The organism is Jiulongibacter sp. NS-SX5 (genome assembly GCF_052828545.1).
On sequence record NZ_CM128248.1, the window covers coordinates 2,966,014 to 2,986,032 of the forward strand.

Annotated in this window: 20 protein-coding genes; 10 read left to right on the forward strand and 10 right to left on the reverse strand. The window is 40.2% G+C overall.

Annotated features, from left to right (window positions below):
- The first annotated feature begins 11 nt into the window (after nt 1–11).
- From ilvN to ilvA, 3 genes are all read left to right on the forward strand, one after another.
- Nucleotides 12–548 carry an acetolactate synthase small subunit gene (ilvN, locus tag ACUXV0_RS13195; RefSeq protein ID WP_446190030.1) on the forward strand — a complete coding sequence of 179 codons (537 nt, stop codon included), beginning with the start codon at nt 12–14 and terminating at the stop codon, nt 546–548.
- Between the two features lie 135 nt (nt 549–683).
- A complete protein-coding gene (gene ilvC / locus ACUXV0_RS13200; RefSeq protein WP_446190031.1) occupies nt 684–1,727 on the forward strand; it encodes a ketol-acid reductoisomerase in 1,044 nt (347 codons plus the stop codon).
- 104 nt (nt 1,728–1,831) lie between these two features.
- Nucleotides 1,832–3,079: a threonine ammonia-lyase gene (gene ilvA, locus ACUXV0_RS13205; protein ID WP_446190032.1), complete on the forward strand. Its 1,248-nt coding sequence runs from the start codon at nt 1,832–1,834 to the stop codon at nt 3,077–3,079.
- Nucleotides 3,080–3,167: 88 nt separating this feature from the next.
- On the opposite strand, the gene ACUXV0_RS13210 is transcribed toward ilvA, so the two are convergent.
- Together ACUXV0_RS13210 and ACUXV0_RS13215 are read right to left on the reverse strand one after the other, a co-directional pair.
- On the reverse strand, nt 3,168–3,860 hold the full coding sequence (locus ACUXV0_RS13210; protein ID WP_446190033.1) for a ribonuclease H-like domain-containing protein: 693 nt from the start codon (nt 3,858–3,860) through the stop codon (nt 3,168–3,170).
- A 23-nt stretch (nt 3,861–3,883) separates the two neighbouring features.
- Entirely contained in the window at nt 3,884–4,861 is a 978-nt protein-coding gene (locus ACUXV0_RS13215) for a YpdA family putative bacillithiol disulfide reductase (RefSeq protein WP_446190034.1), read from the reverse strand.
- 304 nt (nt 4,862–5,165) lie between these two features.
- On the opposite strand from ACUXV0_RS13215, the gene rseP reads away from it, so the two are divergent.
- From rseP to ACUXV0_RS13235, 4 genes are all read left to right on the forward strand, one after another.
- Nucleotides 5,166–6,512 (forward strand): RIP metalloprotease RseP, encoded by a 1,347-nt coding sequence (gene rseP, locus ACUXV0_RS13220; protein WP_446190035.1) that lies wholly within the window; start codon nt 5,166–5,168, stop codon nt 6,510–6,512.
- Between the two features lie 9 nt (nt 6,513–6,521).
- Nucleotides 6,522–7,010, forward strand: coding sequence for a DUF6702 family protein (locus ACUXV0_RS13225; protein ID WP_446190036.1), 489 nt, complete (start codon nt 6,522–6,524; stop codon nt 7,008–7,010).
- A gap of 86 nt (nt 7,011–7,096) precedes the next feature.
- Nucleotides 7,097–7,576: a MarR family winged helix-turn-helix transcriptional regulator gene (locus ACUXV0_RS13230; RefSeq protein ID WP_446190037.1), complete on the forward strand. Its 480-nt coding sequence runs from the start codon at nt 7,097–7,099 to the stop codon at nt 7,574–7,576.
- A gap of 19 nt (nt 7,577–7,595) precedes the next feature.
- Nucleotides 7,596–8,045 (forward strand): hypothetical protein, encoded by a 450-nt coding sequence (locus tag ACUXV0_RS13235; RefSeq protein WP_446190038.1) that lies wholly within the window; start codon nt 7,596–7,598, stop codon nt 8,043–8,045.
- On the opposite strand, the gene ACUXV0_RS13240 is transcribed toward ACUXV0_RS13235, so the two are convergent.
- From ACUXV0_RS13240 to ACUXV0_RS13255, 4 genes are all read right to left on the reverse strand, one after another.
- Nucleotides 8,046–9,695: a S41 family peptidase gene (locus ACUXV0_RS13240; protein ID WP_446190039.1), complete on the reverse strand. Its 1,650-nt coding sequence runs from the start codon at nt 9,693–9,695 to the stop codon at nt 8,046–8,048.
- Nucleotides 9,696–9,780: 85 nt separating this feature from the next.
- On the reverse strand, nt 9,781–10,251 hold the full coding sequence (locus ACUXV0_RS13245) for a DUF1648 domain-containing protein (RefSeq protein ID WP_446190040.1): 471 nt from the start codon (nt 10,249–10,251) through the stop codon (nt 9,781–9,783).
- A 7-nt stretch (nt 10,252–10,258) separates the two neighbouring features.
- Nucleotides 10,259–11,221 carry a quinolinate synthase NadA gene (gene nadA, locus ACUXV0_RS13250; protein WP_446190041.1) on the reverse strand — a complete coding sequence of 321 codons (963 nt, stop codon included), beginning with the start codon at nt 11,219–11,221 and terminating at the stop codon, nt 10,259–10,261.
- A 6-nt stretch (nt 11,222–11,227) separates the two neighbouring features.
- On the reverse strand, nt 11,228–12,151 hold the full coding sequence (locus ACUXV0_RS13255) for a hypothetical protein (RefSeq protein ID WP_446190042.1): 924 nt from the start codon (nt 12,149–12,151) through the stop codon (nt 11,228–11,230).
- 109 nt (nt 12,152–12,260) lie between these two features.
- Here ACUXV0_RS13255 and treF point away from each other — a divergent pair, with 109 nt between their 5' ends.
- Nucleotides 12,261–13,865 carry an alpha,alpha-trehalase TreF gene (gene treF / locus ACUXV0_RS13260; protein ID WP_446192814.1) on the forward strand — a complete coding sequence of 535 codons (1,605 nt, stop codon included), beginning with the start codon at nt 12,261–12,263 and terminating at the stop codon, nt 13,863–13,865.
- Between the two features lie 2 nt (nt 13,866–13,867).
- Here treF and ACUXV0_RS13265 read toward each other — a convergent pair whose 3' ends face one another.
- Complete coding sequence (locus tag ACUXV0_RS13265) at nt 13,868–14,299, reverse strand: DUF5606 family protein (protein ID WP_446190043.1); 432 nt, start codon at nt 14,297–14,299, stop codon at nt 13,868–13,870.
- Nucleotides 14,300–14,387: 88 nt separating this feature from the next.
- The gene (locus ACUXV0_RS13270) at nt 14,388–15,092 is read right to left on the reverse strand and encodes an SDR family oxidoreductase (protein ID WP_446190044.1); all 705 of its coding nucleotides are present in this window, start codon (nt 15,090–15,092) and stop codon (nt 14,388–14,390) included.
- Nucleotides 15,093–15,307: 215 nt separating this feature from the next.
- On the opposite strand from ACUXV0_RS13270, the gene ACUXV0_RS13275 reads away from it, so the two are divergent.
- Both ACUXV0_RS13275 and ACUXV0_RS13280 read left to right on the forward strand, forming a co-directional pair.
- Nucleotides 15,308–16,039, forward strand: coding sequence for an MlaE family ABC transporter permease (locus ACUXV0_RS13275; protein WP_446190045.1), 732 nt, complete (start codon nt 15,308–15,310; stop codon nt 16,037–16,039).
- Between the two features lie 7 nt (nt 16,040–16,046).
- On the forward strand, nt 16,047–16,799 hold the full coding sequence (locus tag ACUXV0_RS13280; RefSeq protein ID WP_446190046.1) for an ABC transporter ATP-binding protein: 753 nt from the start codon (nt 16,047–16,049) through the stop codon (nt 16,797–16,799).
- A 12-nt stretch (nt 16,800–16,811) separates the two neighbouring features.
- On the opposite strand, the gene ACUXV0_RS13285 is transcribed toward ACUXV0_RS13280, so the two are convergent.
- Both ACUXV0_RS13285 and ACUXV0_RS13290 read right to left on the reverse strand, forming a co-directional pair.
- Nucleotides 16,812–18,401, reverse strand: a complete 1,590-nt coding sequence (locus ACUXV0_RS13285; RefSeq protein ID WP_446190047.1) for a hypothetical protein — start codon at nt 18,399–18,401, stop codon at nt 16,812–16,814.
- 156 nt (nt 18,402–18,557) lie between these two features.
- Complete coding sequence (locus ACUXV0_RS13290) at nt 18,558–19,952, reverse strand: MBL fold metallo-hydrolase RNA specificity domain-containing protein (protein WP_446190048.1); 1,395 nt, start codon at nt 19,950–19,952, stop codon at nt 18,558–18,560.
- Nucleotides 19,953–20,019: the final 67 nt, after the last annotated feature.

The following is a 20,019-nucleotide window of genomic DNA, read 5'->3' on the forward strand; positions in this document are numbered from 1 at the left end:
AATAGACGAAAATGAAGACATACACGATATGCGTTTTTACTGAAAATAGTATCGGTCTTTTGAATAAGATCACGATTATTTTCACACGCAGAAGACTAAATATTGAGAGTTTAACGGTTTCTGAAACAGAACGAAAAGGTGTTTCTCGCTTTACTATTGTGATAAAGCATGAGCAACGCGAAGCTGTAGAGAAGCTGGTTCGTCAGATCAGAAAGGTAGTTGAGGTTTTGGCCGTATTCGGTTATCTCAATGAGGATATTGTTTTTAATGAAATCGCTCTTTTTAAAATTCCTACTCCGCTGGATTCAAAGCCATTGGATATGGAAACCATTAACAGAGAGCATAAAGCATACATCGTTTACTGGGGACTCGATTACGTGGTACTTCAAAAAACGGGAACAGAAGAAGAAATTTTTGATTTCTTCAAATTCATCAAACCTTGGGGCATTTTAGAGTTTGTAAGGTCTGGTAGAGTAGCTGTTTCTCGTACACCAAAAGGGCTGGTAGAGTACCTGCCTGATGAGGTGGAGTGGGAGTATTATTTGTAATACAGTTTATTCATAATCAAAGAAATAGCGGATTATGGGAAATGTGGAACAAAGCACTTAGCTTTGCAGCCCGAATTGCCAGAGTCGGTAAAAGGAAATCTAAATAGAAAGTATAATAACAATCATAATCAAAAAATGGCAAAACTAAATTTTGGTGGTGTAGAAGAGGAAGTAGTAACAAGAGAAGAATTTCCTCTGGAGAAAGCCAGAGAGGTGTTGAAAGACGAAACTATTGCGGTGATCGGATACGGTGTGCAAGGTCCTGGTCAGGCAATGAACATGAGAGACAATGGTTTGAATGTAATTGTTGGACAGCGTAAAGGAAAAACGTTTGACAAGGCAGTTGCAGACGGATGGGTACCTGGCGAAACACTTTTCGAAATCGAAGAGGCTCTACAAAAAGGAACAATCATCTGTTACCTTCTTTCAGATGCTGCTCAGATTGAGCTTTGGCCAACTGTGAAAAAGCACCTTACTGCTGGTAAGTCGCTTTATTTCTCACACGGTTTTGGTATCACATATAAAGAGAAAACGGGTATCGTACCTCCTGCAGATGTAGATGTATTCTTAACTGCTCCTAAAGGTTCAGGTACTTCTCTACGTCGTCTATTCGTAGAGGGTAAAGGTTTGAACTCTTCATTTGCTGTTTATCAAGATGCCTCTGGCAAAGCACGTGAGAAGTGTATTGCAATGGGTATCGGTGTGGGTTCTGGTTACCTTTTTGAAACAGACTTTTATAATGAAGTAACTTCTGACCTTACTGGTGAGAGAGGTACTTTGATGGGATGTATCCAAGGGATCTTCGCTGCTCAGTACGAAGTATTGAGAGAGAACGGCCACTCTCCATCTGAAGCTTTCAACGAGACTGTTGAAGAGTTGACTCAATCATTAATGCCACTAGTAGCTGAAAACGGTATGGACTGGATGTATGCCAACTGTTCTACTACTGCTCAGCGTGGTGCTTTGGACTGGTGGAAACCTTTCCGTGATGCTACAAAGCCGGTATTTGAGAAGCTTTACAACTCTGTAAAAACTCAGAATGAAGCTGAAATCTCAATTACTCGTAACTCTCAGCCAGATTACCGTGAGAAACTTGAAGCTGAGCTTGCTGAGCTTCGTGACTCAGAAATGTGGCAGGCTGGTAGAACTGTAAGAAGTTTGAGACCAGAGAATAACTAAGAATTAGTTCTTCAATATATTGGAGCCGGGAAGTATTTCACTTTCCGGCTTTTTTATTTTTGCCCAGAGAATTTAAAACACTTCCTTCAAACTGATATTTCATAATGCAAAAACCTCAATTTAACCAGATTCTGCAGGCTGCTGAACGTTTGGCTCCTGTGGTTAAACATACACCTCTGGAAAAGAGCGAGACCCTCTCTGCGAAATATGGGGCCAATATCTATCTCAAAAGAGAAGATTTGCAAACAGTACGTTCGTATAAACTTCGTGGTGCCTTTAATAAAATGTCTTCACTATCAAAAGTAGAGCTGAGCAAGGGAGTGGTTTGTGCATCGGCGGGTAATCATGCTCAAGGTTTAGCATGGGCTTGTAATTTCATGGAGGTAAAAGGGTACATTTTTATGCCCAATACCACTCCAAAACAGAAGATTAGACAAGTTAGGTATTTTGGGAAGGAATGGGTAGAGATTATGTTGGTGGGTGATACCTATGATGATGCCTCGGCAGCAGCATATGCTTACACAGAAAAACATGGTAGTACCTATGTGCACCCGTTTGATGATATACAGGTGATGGAAGGACAAGGTACTGTTGGTTTAGAAATCCTGGAAGATGCTGATCAAGCCATAGATTATGTGTTTTTTGCCATTGGTGGAGGTGGTTTGGCCTCTGGAGTATCTACCGTTTTTAAAGAAAGAAGTCCTGAAACTACACTCATAGGAGTAGAACCTGAAGGTGCTCCTTCAATGAAAAAGTCTTTGGAGATGGGAGAGTTGATTACACTGCAGTCCATGGATAAGTTCGTAGATGGAGCTGCGGTGGCTCGGGTGGGAGAATTGACATTTGAGGTGTGTAAAAACCAATTGACTGATGTTTTGTTGGTTCCTGAAGGAAAAGTCTGCTCTACTATTTTAGATCTCTACAGTGAGGATGCCATTGTGGTGGAACCTGCCGGAGCCTTGAGCATTGCTGCCTTAGATCAAATGGCCGACAAGATCAAAGGTAAAAACGTCGTTTGTGTCATCGGTGGAGGTAATAATGATATCCTCCGGATGGAAGAAATCAGAGAACGGTCTTTGATTTATGAAGGCCTAAAGCATTACTTTATCCTGCGTTTCCCACAAAGGGCAGGTGCCTTGCAAGGCTTTCTCAGTGATGTTTTAGGACCTACAGATGATATCGTCTTTTTTGAATACTCGAAGAAAACTGCTAGAGAAAGGGGACCAGCTTTAGTTGGAATAGAAATCAGAAACAAAGAAGATTTTGAAGGTCTATTGCGTAAACTTGAAGCATCGGGCTTTCAATACACCTATATCAATGACAAACCGGAGTTGTTTGAGTTTTTGATTTGATGGCCCTATTGCTAGTTTGAGTGGAGTCGAAAACAGACTTGATGAAATACCAATGTTCTGGAAATGTAAGTTTTCTTGGAATAGAACTTTATTGATTTATCCCTTTCAATTTCAAATACAACCCCGCCACAACTTTAACATCTCTTTCGCAATAGTCCATAATTCGTTTTAGGTCTTTGTCTTTATGATAAACGCGGCTCACATCGGCTCCGGTTATGTCAGATTTGCTGGTGGGGATATTAAAAACTGCGGCAAGTAAATCTAAAGAAGTGAAGTTTTTATAGTCTCCGAATTTCCATAATTCCATAGTGTCAATATGATTGACTTCCCAAGGCTTTTTACCAGAGAGGTCCAGAGTATAAGGCAACTTTAATCCATTGATAAGCATTCTTCTGGAGAGATACGGGAAGTCGAATTCTTTGCCATTATGTGCACAAAGTTTTAAGGACTCTTTGGCTTTGTGTTGGTCTAAAATAGAGGCGAATTGCTCCAGTAAGTCCTTCTCCGTATTACCAGAAAGCGTCTTGCTTTTAAAAGCAAGCTGTTTGTTTTGGTCTAAATAATATGCACCGATTCCAATGCAAATGACTTGTCCGAACTCAGCGTAAATGGCGGCTTTGTCTTCATAAAGTTCTTCGATGTTTAGCTCTTTATCATTGGGTAAGTAACCTGCTTTTCTATCCCATAAAGGTTTTAGCCTTTCCGGCATATCACTGTAGTTCTGATAAGCTGCGGCTGTTTCAATGTCCAGAAATAAGATGTTGAAAAGCTGTGGGTGCATTTAGGGTTCTTTAAACTCTCAATTTAGTCAAACCGAGCCTCTTTCGCTACAATAGATTCCAGAATCTGCTCCGCATGCACCCTAGAATTTTCAATGAATAGGCTATGTGTATTCATTCCGCCGCAGACTACTCCGGCCAGATACACATTTGGTAGGTTCGTTTCCATGCTTTGCTCACTGTATTGAGGCTTCATGATTTCATCTTTTGAAAGCTCAATGCCCATTTTACTCAGGAAGGGGAGATTGGGTTGATACCCGGTCATGGCTATCACGAAGTCGTTTTCTACGCTTATTTCTCCTTCAGGGGTAGTTATCACCACTTCCCGTTCTTTGATTTCTTTGACCTCAGAATTAAAATAAGCTTTAATAGAACCTTCTTTGATTCTATTTTCTATATCGGGTTTAACCCAATATTTGACTCTCTGACCTATCTCTGCATTTCGTACCACAATCGTTACTTCTGCACCTTTTCTCCAGGTTTCCATGGCGGCATCCACAGCAGAATTACTAGCTCCTACTACCAGTACCTTTTGAAATGCGTAGTAATTCGGGTCTTTATAATAATGAGTCACTTTGTCCAGCTCTTCGCCCGGCACGTTCATGAGATGGGGAATGTCATAAAACCCGGTGGATACGATCACGTTCTTAGCCAGGTAGTCCCCTTTTGAACTTACGATTGAATAACCTTCATTTTGAGGTTCAAAACTTTTAACCTCTTCAAACAGTCGTATGTTTAGCTCCCATTGTTTGGCTACTCTTCGGTAATATTCCAAAGCCTCTGTTCGAGTGGGTTTTGGATTTACACTCATGAAAGGTACATCACCAATCTCCAATCGCTCAGACGTACTGAAAAAGGTCATATTAAGCGGGTAATTGTACAGAGAATTGACTAATGCACCTTTTTCCAAAATTAGGTAAGACAAACCTGCCTTCTTGGCCTCAATTCCACATGCTAGTCCTATTGGCCCACCTCCTATGATGATGATATCGTACTTCTTCATTGCTCGCAAAATAAAGTTTAAAGCCTAATGAAAACAAACCGCACTCACTGCTTTGCCGCCCAATGTCTGATTAAGATCTCAAAAAAGCTACCATAGATGAACAGCGGCCTGCCTTTCTTCGTTCTAAAGTTGGCTCTATTTGATTATCAGTCAAAAGCCATTGATTTATGTATAATAAAAGCGATTTTTGCTGGCTGATTATATAAAACAGAATCAATCAGCGTTTTGATTCACTGGCTTCTTTTGAAATGAAGCTTTCCCTACAACTAATAGAAAGCCTGGAATAGGGATCAGGCAGCGACTTATGGAAGGATTAATTATGGCTGGTCAGCTTCTTTTAGGCTTGACCATTCTTGTTGGACTGCACGAGTGGGGGCATTATATCGCCGCCAGAATCTTCGGAATTAGAGTAAACAAGTTTTATATATTTTTCGATTTTCTTTTTCCCATGCCTAATGTGCTAAACTTTGCACTTTGGAAGAAGAAAAAAGGTGATACTGAATATGGTTTAGGGTGGTTCCCAATGGGTGGCTACGTAGATATTGAAGGGATGATTGATGAAACTAAGGATTCGTCAAAACTAGCTTCTGAACCACAGCCTTACGAGTTTAGAGCTAAGCCAGCATGGCAAAGACTGATAGTGATGTTAGGTGGTATCATTGTTAATGTAATTCTGGGTGTTTTGATCTTCTGGGGTATTACCTACAAAAACGGTGATAATTTCCTTTCAATGGAAGAAGTCAATAAACTAGGAATAGTGGCTCATCCAATAGCAGAAGAGGTGGGTCTCAAAACCGGAGACAAAATCATCAATGTGTCTGGTCAGGAAGTAGAAGAGTTTTCAGATGTAATGAGTTCTGATGTAATCTTGGGTGAGAATGTTTATTTCACTGTTGATCGTGCAGGAGAGACATTGGAAATTCCATTGCCGAATGATCTTTACGAAAAACTTTCTGATGAAGAAAGTGAAGGTTTTATAGATGCCATGCAAACTTTCAGCATTGGTGAGGTAACAGCAGATACTCCAGCTGACGAAGTAGGTTTAGAGGCGGATGATAGAATAGTTTCTTTCAATGATAAGCCGGTGGCATATTATCACGAATTTGTAGATATGGCTACTAAAAATGCTGGAGAGGAGGTAGAACTTGGCATTTTGAGAGGTACAGATACCTTAATGGTAAATCCAACTCTAACCGAAGATGGTAAACTTGGTTTCCTTGCTTCAGCAGACTTAAAATATGAGCACGTTGACTTATCTGTGGGAGAATCATTTATGATTGGTTCTGGTAGAGCTTTCTCGGTGATTACAGACAATATCAAAGGCTTTAAGAAAATCTTTAGCGGGCAAGTTTCTGCGGGTAAGGCTATCGCCGGGCCGGTAGGAATTGCAAGAAGATTCTATGGTGGTGTATGGGATTGGAGCAGGTTTATGCTCATTACCGGTATGCTTTCAATGGCATTGGCATTTATGAACCTATTGCCGATTCCTGCCTTGGATGGAGGACATGCCATCATCCTTCTATATGAAATGATCAGTGGCAGACAGCCTTCAGAAAAATTCATGGAGCGTACGCAGCAAATCGGGATGATTATTCTTCTGAGTTTGCTGGCTTGGATCATGTTTAATGATACAGTACAGGCCTTGTTCTAAATGAAAGGCTTGAGAAACATATTTGCACTAACAGGACTAGCATTAGTCCTGTTTTGCTTTACATCAAAGCATGATTTCCACACCTCACTGGCAGAAGTTAGACTTAACGCCAAAGCCAATACTTATGAGGTGAGTATCAGGGTATTTTCAGATGACCTTGAGTCTGCTATGCAAAAGCATACGGGAGACGAAAGTCTACGATTAGGAAATCCAAAACTTGACAAAGCCTTGGGTGATTATCTCAAACGTCACTTTGCTTTTGTCAAAGAGAAGGAAGTAGAGTTTGGTTATTATATTGGTAAGGAAATAGAACTGGACGTCACATGGCTGTATATAGAGTTTGATGGAGCTCAAGGTCTTAGGGAGTTTAAGCTTCTGAATACCATATTCTTTGAGCTTTTTGATGATCAGACAAATGTGGTGAACTACATCTCAAAAGATGAAAGACACACCTTACTCTATTCTCTAAAGGATAAACTACACCCCAATCCTTTATAAGTCCAAAGATTTCTTAGAATAGTATGCTTGCATAATAAACAAACAGAGCTAAATTTGTTTATTATCTTTTCAGGTAGCACCAATTCATGAAGAAAGAAGAAACTATAGACTTCCATATCAAATGGACCTGGCATGCCATATCAAGGATGTATAACATCTATGCCGGTCAAAACGATATGACGATGTCTATTGGTTATGTACTTCTCAATATCGACTTGGAGAATGGAACTCCGGCTACAAAAATTGGCCCATCTATAGGAATGGAACCAAGGAGTTTAACCCGAATGCTCAAGTCTCTGGAAGAAAAAGGATGGATCTACCGTAAAACAGACGAAAAGGACAAGAGATTCGTCAATGTCTTTTTAACGGAAGCTGGTAAAGAAAAAAGAAACTTTGCCCGTGATGGGGTAAAGGCGTTTAATCATACCATCAGAGAAGAGATACCTGCAGATAAACTTGCCATTTTTATGGAGGTGGTAGACAAGATCAAAGACGTGGTAGAAGAACGCACAGAGGACACCAGATCGGGTCTTGAAGATCTTAAAAAGGTAGAAGTGGTACATTAATCTTTCCTAACTTGCGGGCATGAAAGCTCGAAACCCATTACTATTATTTCTTGGTCTGACTTTGATTGCTTTCAAGGCAAATTCTCAGAGTGTAGCGTACTATCCATTTAATTCTGTTCTCTCAGTATCTACCAATCCTGATGCATCAGTTTGGCTTGATGGGCGATTTCAAATGAACTCTTTTTTCTCCTCTCTTGCTACAGAAGTAGCTCCGGCTGTAAACTTAAATGCCAATCCAAAAGGTAGATATTATCTGGGTGGTGGAGTGCGTTTTAATGCTCTTGCTGCTCTTGCCGATAATCGCTTTATGGAAGGTTATTTCCTGAACATTGGCGTAAGGTCAGCACCAATAGAAAAATACCCGCAAATACAGTTTGCATTTGAGCTAACCCCTTTCGTGGCCTCAGACTTCGAGAGTGGCTTGTTCCGCTCCAGATTGGGCGTAGCCTATAACTTTTCTCGCAAATAGTTATTTTCCTAGTTTCTGAGCATCAGAAAAGTGTTCTAATGCTTCTTTAACCGCCTCGTCATCTTTATTTACCACCTTATAGAAAGAATTGCTTAAGCCAGCTCTGTCTTTCCATATGGCTCTGGCAATTAACGCTTTCACTTGTCGCTGAATAAAGCTTTTCGATTTATTGAACTCAGCCTCTGAATAGTCAATAGATAATGCTGAAGCATTCTTTTTGATTTGAGAAAGCATGCTGTTATCAACTGCAAAGGTTTTTACGTATTGGTCAATACTCAGTTTTTCTAATTGCTTCTTGTGATCATTTGCATAGGTGGTAGCATACTCACGAATGATGTTTTTGCTGTAAAGTTCCATCAGATAGCGACTGATATGTGATGTATCTCGGCTTATAAAGATGTCAGGTGTAATACCACCACCGCCGTATACTGTTCTACCACCCGTAGTCTTATAAGCTTTGTCTGTATTGGTCTGTATACTGTCCTTATTGAAGTATTCGCCGTGGTCGCCACGCTCCATTAATTCGCCATAATAGTCTTCCAGATCGCCATTGACATAAGGTTTCTGGATACTTCTTCCACTGGGGATATAGTATCTTGAGATCGTTAATCTCAATTCTGAGCCATCAGATAGGGCTATGGGAGCCTGAACCAAGCCTTTGCCAAATGACCTTCTACCGACTATGAGGGCACGGTCATAATCTTGTAACGCACCGGAAACAATTTCTGATGCCGAGGCAGAACCTTCATCAATAAGCACCACTAATGCACCTTCTTCAAACTCTCCTTTATGACGTGCATATATCTTACGGTCATTTCTGTCATCTTTGCCATCGGTATAAACGAGAACTCCATCACCAGCTATGAACTCATCAGCAATATTGACAGCTCTTTCCAGATAGCCACCAGGGTTGCCTCTTAAGTCTAAAATCAGACGTTTCATGCCTTGCTCTTTCAGTTCTTTCAGGCCTTGCATAAACTCAGAATAGGTAGTTTCTGAGAATCTGGTGATTTTGATAAAACCTGTCTGCTTGTCTTCCATGAGGTAAGCAGCATCTACTGAGTATGTAGGTATTTTATCTCTGTAAACAGTAAAATCAAGTAATTCGGCATAGCCTTTCCTTTTGATTTTCATATCTACCTTAGTGCCTTTGGGGCCTCTTAGCGTATTGAAAATTAGTCGTGTATTTAGCTTTTCGCCCGTGAGTTCTGTTTCATTAGCAGATATGATAGCATCACCGCTCTGAATACCAACCTCTTCTGATGGTCCACCCGAAAGTGGAGTTACCACATAAACGGTATCATTATAAATATTGAATTCCACTCCTATGCCGTCAAAGCCGTTTTGCAACTCAGACATAGCTAATTCAGCTTCTTTTGCTGGTAAATAAGCCGTATGCGGGTCAAGCTTTTCCAGCATTTTGGCGATACCGTATTCTGCCAAGGAGTCAGTGTCTACCTCATCTACATAGCTTCTATCTATGTAGGTCAAAATTTCCTTGAACTTACTTGAGGATTTGACTACATCACCCACTACAGATTTACTTCCAAAAAACTTAGCTCCGATTTGTATACCTGCGGCCAAGGTTATGGCAATGATGATTGGTAACCTTATGGCGAATTTGCTGTTATTGACTTTCTTATTACTCAAGATCTTTCTCCTTTATCTCATTAACTAAACACAATGTATAGTTATTCTGTTTGAATGGAATAAAAAAATATTCGCGTAAAAAGCTTTATTGGTTCTTTCTAAGCGTAAGGAAATAGTAGATGATGCCTAAAAACAAGGATAGGATTAAGCCCCAGAAGATGGTTTGATTGGTAGCTGAAGTCAGTCCTTTGGCTATCTGTACCATTTCGTAGGAAAGGTAGATACTCAATACTCCTGACCATAGAATAATAAACGAAAGTAGCTCTTTAGAAATGGTGTGAAGTCTTGATAGGTTTTCTTCAGTTTTTTTGACTGGCATATTCATGTACTGCGGGTCCATATTTTTTACAGCCTGTAGTACAATCATAACTATGCCAAATACTACGAACGCGATGATGGCTTCTGTCTTACTACCAAAGCGGTCGGGTTCGCCAGCGGCATTGAAATGAACAGGTATTTTTCCGTCAAGAGAAGAAAAAGCAAAGAGAAAATAAGCCATTGCCAATAGGAACAAGGCAAATCCCGTATAGGTGAATATCTTCTCTTTGCTACTCATAAATACATTACAAACCGAATTTGGCTGAAATCTCCAGCATTTTATCGATCGGTGCTTTGGCTGCTTTAATGACGTCTTCCGGCAAGATGATTTCCGGAGTCTCGTCTTTCAAACAATTATAAAGCTTCTCCATAGTATTCAGTTTCATGTGCGGGCAGTCTCTACATGCCTGGCATGCTTGTCCATTTTTAATCGAAGGTGCCACATGAAATTTCTTATCCGGAGAGGCCTTCTTCATCTGGTGAAGTATTCCTGATTCGGTTCCAACAATAAATTCCTTTGAAGGGCTGCTCATCGTGTATTTCAAAAGACCGGTTGTAGAGCCGATATAACTGGCAATGTCCAATACAGGTTTTTCACTTTCAGGGTGAGCGATAATTTCTGCTTCAGGATGCTTTTCCTGCAATTCTTTTATCAGTGTGGCTGAAAAAGTCTCATGCACCATACAGGCCCCATCCCATAAAATCATATCTCTGCCTGTCTTTCTGTTGAGATAGTCTCCCAGGTTTTTGTCAGGGGCAAAAATGATTTTCTTATCCTTTGGTACACTCTCTACTATTTTCACAGCATTTGTACTTGTACAAACGATATCTGTCAGTGTTTTTAATTCTGCAGAGCAATTGACATATGAGATAACAACAGCTTCAGGATGCTGAGCCTTGAATGCTGCAAATTTATCGGCAGGAGCAGACTCTTCCAGTGAACATCCGGCATTGATATCAGGTAGAACTACTTTTTTGCTTGGCGACAAAATCTTGGCTGTTTCTGCCATAAATTTCACCCCCGCAAAAACGATCATATCAGCCTCTGTTTTAGCTGCCTGCTGAGAGAGACCGAGACTATCACCGATATAATCAGCGACGTCTTGAATGTCTGCGGTCTGATAATAATGAGCAAGAATTACGGCATTCTTCTCCTTCTTGAGGCGATTAATTTCCGCCACGAAGTCAATTTTTTCTGCGATTTCCATAGATATTTAGTTCGGGCAACTGTACTCCCAGCTTAGCTGGCGTACGGCTACACCTTCTTTATTAAAGTGATTTTCTTCTGTCTTATTTCCGAATAGATCAAAAGTCCTCTCGATAGTGGTGAGATCTTCTCCGTTATAGACAAAAACTTCTTTTATGTTATTTCCAGAGGCATCATAACTGTAATTGATGATGTATTCCAGTTTATTATTTCGACCCAATCTTGTACGTTTGGTCACATTTTGACCGTCATATTCGTAAAGGGTTTTTGCTATAGGTTGTCCGTTTAAAGTAGTGCTATCACGCATTAAGAGTGCATTCGGGTCGTAGGTGTAGAATGTTTTCTCAAGCATGTTTCCAGCTCTGTCATCTCTTATCAAAATGCTTATGTCACCGTTTGGATTGTACGCATAGGAAGAAGAATGATTCACCTTCCCTTCGGCATTTACGATTTCAAAAAGTAGTGGTTTTCCCTCTGATGTTTCTTTTCTGATTTCTTTCCCGGAAACACTTCCATCAGGTTCAAAAAATAGTTTTTCACTCTCTCCATTCAGTTGGATCGCTTTGGCATTAAACTTCTTGGTAAAATCTGTAGAATCCCTTGATTCAGACTCAGAGATTAGATTACCTGCGAGGTCATAGATATAATCTCTTCGTAAACGGAATGATCCATTATGCAATTCGGTAACCGAGAGCGGCTGACCTTTTTTGGTATACGTGAAGACTTTCTCGTTAGAGTAAGCTTCTCCATAATGGGTCAAATGAAACCTTTTTTCAGAGATGAGCAGACCATTTTCATCGTAAGTATTTCGTTGTTCTAAGTCTTGCCTTCCATTCACTATAGACGTATGTTTGGTGAGTAGACAATCATCCTGAGCAATGCCCGCAAGCGTATAAAAAAGGAAGAAAATAAAGCCGATGGTTCTTAACATTGAGAGATGCTATGTATAAAGTGCGTCAAATTACAAAGTTTTGAATTCTCTTCATAAATTGGCGGTTTGATAATTGTATAGAACTTATTTGCCGTTTCAGAATATCATGATGAGGCTCAAAATAACAGGGATAATTATCCTTTTTTCTGCAATTGCATTTTCTTGCGGAAGCCCGGTTAAAAAGAAAGAATTTAAATCACCAGAAGAAATGTACCCCGTACTTTTTGAAGATATACAGCTAGGAGGAGTGTTTTCTGACTCCAAAACTTTCGTAGACTGTGTACCTAAGTATAGTCCGGAGGAGATTCTTCTACGTTACACTGAGCTCAAAAAAGATTCAGCTTTTGTGTTGGCTGAGTTTGTGGAGCAGCACTTTGAGGTGCCAAAAGTCAATGAATCGGGGTATAAGTCTGACTTATCTCTCAGAGCCGATGAGCATATCAATAAGTTATGGCCGGTACTTACACGTGAGCCTGAAGATGATGGAGGAACGCTAATTCCTTTACGTAAACCTTATATAGTTCCGGGAGGGCGTTTTGGTGAGATTTATTATTGGGATAGTTATTTTACCATGCTGGGCTTACAGGTAGCAGGGGAGGATGCTCTCATTGAGAATATGGTGGTGAATTTTGCTCAGCTTATTCAGGATTTTGGGCATATCCCAAATGGTAATAGAAGCTATTATTTAAGTAGGTCACAGCCTCCGTTTTTTGCCATGATGGTAGAACTACTTGCTGATGTAAAAAATGATGAGCAGATATTGGTAGAGTTTCTACCACAAATGCAGAAAGAATATCAATATTGGATGTCTGCTACCACCAAAGAAGAAGCCTCCAATCAAAATGAAAGCAGAAACGCAGGAGAAGCGGCCTATAAGAAGGTTGTGTTCGTTGATGAGGATAATGTTCTGAACAGGTATTTTGACGAAAGTGCTACACCTAGACCTGAGGCCTATAAAGAAGACATACATACAGCTGAGCTTAGTGGTAGAAATAAAGAACAGGTTTATCGTGATTTGAGGTCAGGTGCAGAGTCTGGCTGGGATTATACCAGCAGATGGCTCAAAGATGGGATCCATATGGAGACTATTCATACTACAGAAATATTGCCAGTCGATTTAAATGCTCTCCTTTATCACATGGAGGACGTGCTTGAAAAAACATGTAGACTGGCAGGTAAAGATCAATACGCCGATAGTTATAAAGCACTGAAAGAGAAAAGGCTTGCGGTGTTCAATGAGTATTTCTGGGATAATGAGTCTGGCTTCTTTGTGGATTATGATTTTGTGGCTCAAGAGAAATCACCGCATTTATCATTAGCAGCGGTATTTCCATTGGTTTTTGAAATGGCCTCAGAAGAACAGGCGGAATCGGTAGCCCACCTGATCAGACACGTCTTTTTAAAGCCGGGTGGTTTGGTAAGTACTTTAGATGAAACTGGTCAGCAATGGGATTCTCCCAATGGGTGGGCTCCTTTACAATGGCTGGCAATAGAGGGTTTGAGAAAATATGGTTATTACCAATTGGCAAACCAAATAAAGGCGAATTGGGTGAATAATTGCCTTCGGGTGTATCAGAACACTGGTAAAATGGTTGAGAAGTATAACGTTTGTGATCTTAGCTTACTGGCCGGTGGAGGTGAATACCCCGTTCAAGATGGCTTCGGCTGGACCAACGGTATACTTCTCAAATTACTTTCTGAAGAAACAGAATAAGCTTACTCTTCTTCTTTATTGTCTTCATCAGAAGCTTCAAAAAGCTCAGGCATATCTGCGGAAAGCAGGTTATACCACTGAATTAGTTTTTTGATATCTGAGGAATACACTCTTTCTCTGTCAAAATCTTCCATGATTTGAGCGAAAAAATCAAAGAATTCTTCCTTTGAGGCAGATTTAGTATCAAAGTCGATTTTTTCGCCATGCTTTTCACGCATGGTCATAAAAATCTCTGCAAGTGGGGTGGATTTGTTAAACTCTTCACTGTAGATTGAGATATCTTTCAATACAGAGACTTTGGCGTTTACGCTTACAATTTCACGCTTCTTATTGCCATCCATTGATTCTACAATCACCCCGGCTCTGCCTGGCTTAACAATTTTAAATAAACCAGGTCTTCCTGCAATGTGAGCTACTTCTTGTAATGCTTCCATTTATTCTTGATCTCTTTTTTAGTTCTTTATTCAGGCGGCAAAATTATGAAAACTTTTAACTCTGTAAGGCAGATGTTTATTGTATCGTTTAGATATCACCCTCCAAAGGACGCATCACTATTTCTTCAATCAAAGCAGAAGGGGAAAGCGAATATGCAGCCCAAACTGTATCTGCAACGTCTTCAGAACTCATAAATCTGCTTTCTGGTAAATCTACGCCTTCCCAACTACTGGTATAAGTGGCACCTGGCATCAGAGAGGTTACCTTTATGCCATCTGGCTTAAGCTCTTCTCTTAGCGATTTGCTGAAACCCAGTAATGCAAACTTTGTGATGCTGTAAGAGCCAGATCCTGGGTAGGCCTGAAGACTGGCAATGGAGCAAATATTGAAAATATGTGCTCTTTCTGCAGCCTTTAACTCACCGATTAACCCGCGAGTGGTATAATAAGCTGAATAAAGGTTGGTATTCATCTGGTGTTCTAAAGCTCCATCATCTTCGGTCATTAAAGCTCCTTGAACAAAGGTGCCTGTATTATTGACGAGTACATCTATGGTTTTGCTTTGCTTCGCAATAAAAGTCGTGAACTTATTCACCTCACTTTTTTGACTGAGATCACAGGCAATAATGTGACATTGCGTTTGAAATGACGTTTCAATCTCTTCTTTGAGCTCTTTTAGGGCAAGTTCAGTTCTGGAGGTTAAAATAAGGTCAAATCCTTCGCTGGCAAATTTGAGGGCAATGGCTCTGCCAATTCCTTTTGTGGCTCCGGTAACTACAGCTATTTTACTCATCAATTGTAATTTTTTGTACTATGTCAAAGCTAACAAATGAATTAGTCTTGTAATTCATTGAATTCTTTTTCAGGAACTGATGCTCTCTTAACCTTGAGGTTCTGACATGGTTTGGTTTTTGTACAAAACTACATGAAATCAATGGATCGTTTTTAATCTAGCTATGCTACATCGATCTATTTGTTACCTTTGTGAAAGCCTTAAAATGATGCTTTATGCTATCAATAGCCGGAAAATTTTTCCTCTTTCTCGGAAGTCTTTTTGTTAGACGTGAGACCTTCAAAGTTTACTGGGAACGCTTTATCGATGAATGCGTAAAAATTGGTACCAACTCGGTATTTATAGTTGCCATTGTAGCTGTATTTATCGGTGCGGTGACATGTGTGCAGATCTATGCCAACTTAGTAAGCCCTTTCATTCCGAATTATATCGTTAGTAATGTGGTAAGGGATATGGTTTTGCTGGAGCTTTCCTCAACATTCATGTGTGTGGTTTTGGCGGGTAAGGTTGGGTCTAATATTGCCGGTGAGTTAGGTACCATGCGAATTACAGAGCAGATAGACGCACTGGAGGTAATGGGTATAAACTCCGCCTCTTATCTGGTTTTGCCAAAGCTTTTGGCTGCAGTTGTTACGTTTCCTTTACTGGCTATATTATCTGATTTTTTAGGAATAGGAGGAGGTTATCTGGCGGGTACTTTAACCGGTATCCTGACTCCGGAAGAATACATTTATGGTATTCGCTTTTCATTTGTTCCTTATAATATCATTATTGCTATAGTGAAGGCCTTTGTGTTTGGTTTTTTGATAGCCACCATATCTTCATATAAAGGATTTTATACCAGAGGAGGGGCATTAGAGGTAGGTCAGTCAAGTACCGCAGCGGTTACGAATAGTTGTATCGCCATACTTATTGCCGATTATTTATTAGCAGAACTTCTAACCTGATTTACCATTGATAGAGATTAAGAATATATCCAAATCATTTAAGGGACGTCAGGTACTACATGATATAACCGGCACCTTTGAAAAAGGAAAAACGAGCCTGGTAATTGGTGCATCGGGTACCGGTAAGAGCGTTCTCCTCAAATGCATGCTGGACCTCATTAAGCCGGAAGAAGGACAGGTGTTATATGACGGCCGTAGGTTTTTAGTACAGGCAGAAGAGGAGAAGAAGGATATTCGTCGTGAGATGGGCGTTCTCTTCCAGGGAGGGGCTCTTTTTGATAGCAAGACTGTTGAACAAAACGTCCGTTTTCCGCTTGACATGCTTACCGAAATGTCTGAGGCAGAGAAAAGAGAGCGTGTTGATTTTTGTTTACATAGAGTAGGCCTAGATGGTACGGGTAATCGTATGCCATCAGAAATCTCTGGTGGAATGAAAAAAAGGGTGGGTATTGCCAGAGCAATAGTCATGAACCCGAAATACCTTTTCTGTGATGAACCAAACTCTGGTCTGGACCCATTAACGGCTATTAAGATTGATGAACTTATCAAAGAAATAACCGATGAGTATCAAATTACCACAGTGGTGATCACGCATGACATGAACTCTGTACTGAGCATTGGAGAGTATATCATGTTTTTATACCAGGGCAAAAAAATCTGGGAAGGAGATAGCCAATCTATCATGAAAACCCATATCAAAGAGCTGGATGAGTTTGTTTTCTCAAACCATGCTTTGAGACAGTTAAGAGACGGAAGTTGATAGAATTATTGACTACTCTATAGTAGCAAGTAAACTTTCTGCCTCATTGAATTTAGATCCATTAAGGTATTCAAAAACCTGATCTAATTTGCCCTGGGCATAGGTGTCTTTTGCAAAGGCCTTCCGCTTAACATACATTTCATGCACGAGTTCTAATTCGGAAACAGAATAAGGAGAGCCGGTAAATTGCTGAACCATCTCAAGAGCTTTATAGCCATTGGCTACTGTTGGTTCAATCGAATTACCAGAGCGATAGTCATTCCACGTATCAATGAAGTAGAAGTCACTATTGAGTTGGTTAGATAAGTCCAATGACTTCTGAAACCATTCGCCTTCATTAAAAGGAACAAAGCCATCATCTCCGAGGTTTTTTAAATAGTGCATTTTTGAAGGACGAATAATGCTAGAACATTTCAGGTTCGGCTTACAATTATCCCTTTTAAGAGATTCTGATAAGGAGAAATCTAGCTCATCATTAAAGTAGCCTGATGGGTCATAAGTTATAGCCGAGCCATTATCAAATACTATTTCCGGAGTATTGTCAGGAAATATTATTTGGCCATTTATCATAAACTTCGCTTTGTCTTTGAAGCTCTCGAAATATATTTCCTTATATACATTCTCGTGCAGGCCTTCGTAAAACAAATAAGGGAGTCCATCTTCTTTAAAGTAGTTTTCATCAGAAAAAAAGTTCGTTTCATATACATTATACAAAGCCTCGTTTCTTTCTTTTTGCACCTCCTCTGGGAAAGGATCAAACCCAAAATCCAGTCCATTTTCTCGTTGACTAATGAAATACTTGAGCCCCACCTTTTTAAACATCTCCTTGGCCAAGAAAGTATCCCCTAAAAAATGAGTAGGCTCATAACCATAATCGCTAGAAACAATAGGAGCCATAAGTTGCACCACGTTTATTCCGCTCAGTTTCATCATAAGAGCGGCATACTCCAGATAAGCGGGGTCGCCTCCGTCATACACGTCTATCAGGGGTGTATGGTGCCATTGCGTTTCTTTATAGCCATCGGCACCTGTTACAATACTGTTAGCGTTATTAATCCCAGCCCAGTAGTGCCAAGGCCCCCTATCGTTGGTATCAAAATTAGGGTCGTAATACTCGTCGGTATTCATTCTATTTTCAAAAGTAACCATTACTGTTTTCGGAGCCTTAGTTACGAGTGGGGTGACAGGTACCGGCGTCACCTGAAACTCTGGGAATTCAACTTCATAGTAAATAGAAAATGTGCGAACCACACCACTTTTAGCATCTGTCACATTGAATTTCAGACCGTTTTCATAGGCTTCGGATTCAACGTCAATCTGAAAACTATCTCCTGTACTGAAATCTGAAGATGATGCTCCAGATACTTCAAAAGTCTTAATAGTAGCAGTGCTGTTTTTAGATTCATAAGGTATTTTAGAAGTTAACCTTCTCGCAAAATCACCGGCGGCATCACTGCTGAAATCTGTACCATCAATGGTGAGAACAAGATTGGTAAACTGGAGCTTTCCACTACCAGCAGGGGTTTCATTTTCAATATCTTCCTTAGAACAAGAAATAATGAATGCAAAAGCTATGGCAAGGAGTAGTTTAAGGGGTTTCATGGGTTGATTTAGTTTCAATTCAGGTAAACAAGATACATTCGATAGAAATGCTGGTTGGCCCCTATAATTCGGGTTGTGTTGGAGCTACCTAGTATTCTTTCCGAGGTAAATATAGTATAACTTGCTAGTAATATGCAAGATAGGTTTTTGCTGGTTTTAAATCACAAAGCCTTCTTTGTGCTGAGGTATTTCTACAGAATTAAAGCCGATACTTTTCAGTCTATCTGCAAAAGCCCTTTGAGTGTCTAGTTCACCATGAACAAGGAATACTTTTTTCACCTTGGAGGCGTCCTGGCATTTCAGGTAATCCATCATTTCTTCATAATCTCCATGAGCAGAAAAAGAATCCATGATTTCAACTCCGGCATTGAGGTCTAGTTCATCACCAAAAATTCTAAGTTTAGGGGCCTTGATCTTAATCTGATAGCCCAAAGAACTAGGTGAACAATAACCTACAATCATAATTGTGTTTTTGGCGTCCTCACAGTTGTTTTTGATGTGGTGTTTAATTCTACCAGCCTCTGCCATACCAGAAGATGAAATGATCACACAAGGCTTGTCGTAGAAATTAAGGGCTTTAGAATCATCAACTTTGGTGATATAATGCAATGTTTCAAAACCGAAAGCATCACCGTCTCTTTTGATATAATCAAGGATGTCTGGATTAAACTCCTCTTCATGCTTACGCATCACCAATGTGGCTTTTACAGACAAAGGACTGTCAATGTAAACAGGGATTTTTGGCAACTTGCCTTCGCTTTCTAAGATGTCTAAGGCATAAATGAGCTCCTGTGTTCTATCTACACTAAAGGCCGGAATAATCAGCTTTCCACCTTTCTCCACACAGGTATGCTTTACCACTTCCAAAAGCTTAGCCTTCATATCCTCAGATGGTGTGTGAAGGCGGTCTCCATATGTAGACTCACAAATGATATAGTCGGACTGTGGAAAAGCTTCTGGTGCTCTCAGAATTTTATCGTTTGGCCTGCCAATATCGCCAGTAAAGAAAATGGATTTGGTATGCTCGTTTTCTGTGTACTCTATAAATATACCTGCACTACCGAGGATATGCCCGGTTTCGTAAAAGCTAAATTTAAGTCCTTCTTCTATCTCAAATTTGCTGTGATAACCTACGGTTTCCATAAGGTCAATGGCCTTTTGAGCATCAGCCTCCTCATAAAGAACTTCAAGTAATTCACGTCCTTGTCTTTTCCTTCTTTTATTGATTCTTTTTACGTCATTCTCCTGAATTCTCGCCGAATCCATCAGCATTATTTCACAAAGACTTTTAGTGGCCGGAGTACAATAAACTTTGCCGTTGAAGCCCTCTCTTACCAATCGCGGCAGTAGGCCCGTATGATCAATATGAGCATGAGAAAGGATTACAAAATCCACTTCTTTAGGGTTGAAGGCAAAAGATAAGTTTAGCTCAGTGGTGCCAATGCCCTGAAAGAGACCACAGTCCAGTAAAACCTTTGTCCCTTTTTCTGAGGTCAATAAATGTTTACTTCCGGTTACTCTTCTGGCGGCTCCGTAAAATTGTACTTTCATAGGGGTGAATTTTAAAGGTAGAATATAAAGAAAAAGGCCCGGATGTTATGAAACCGAGCCTTTTGAA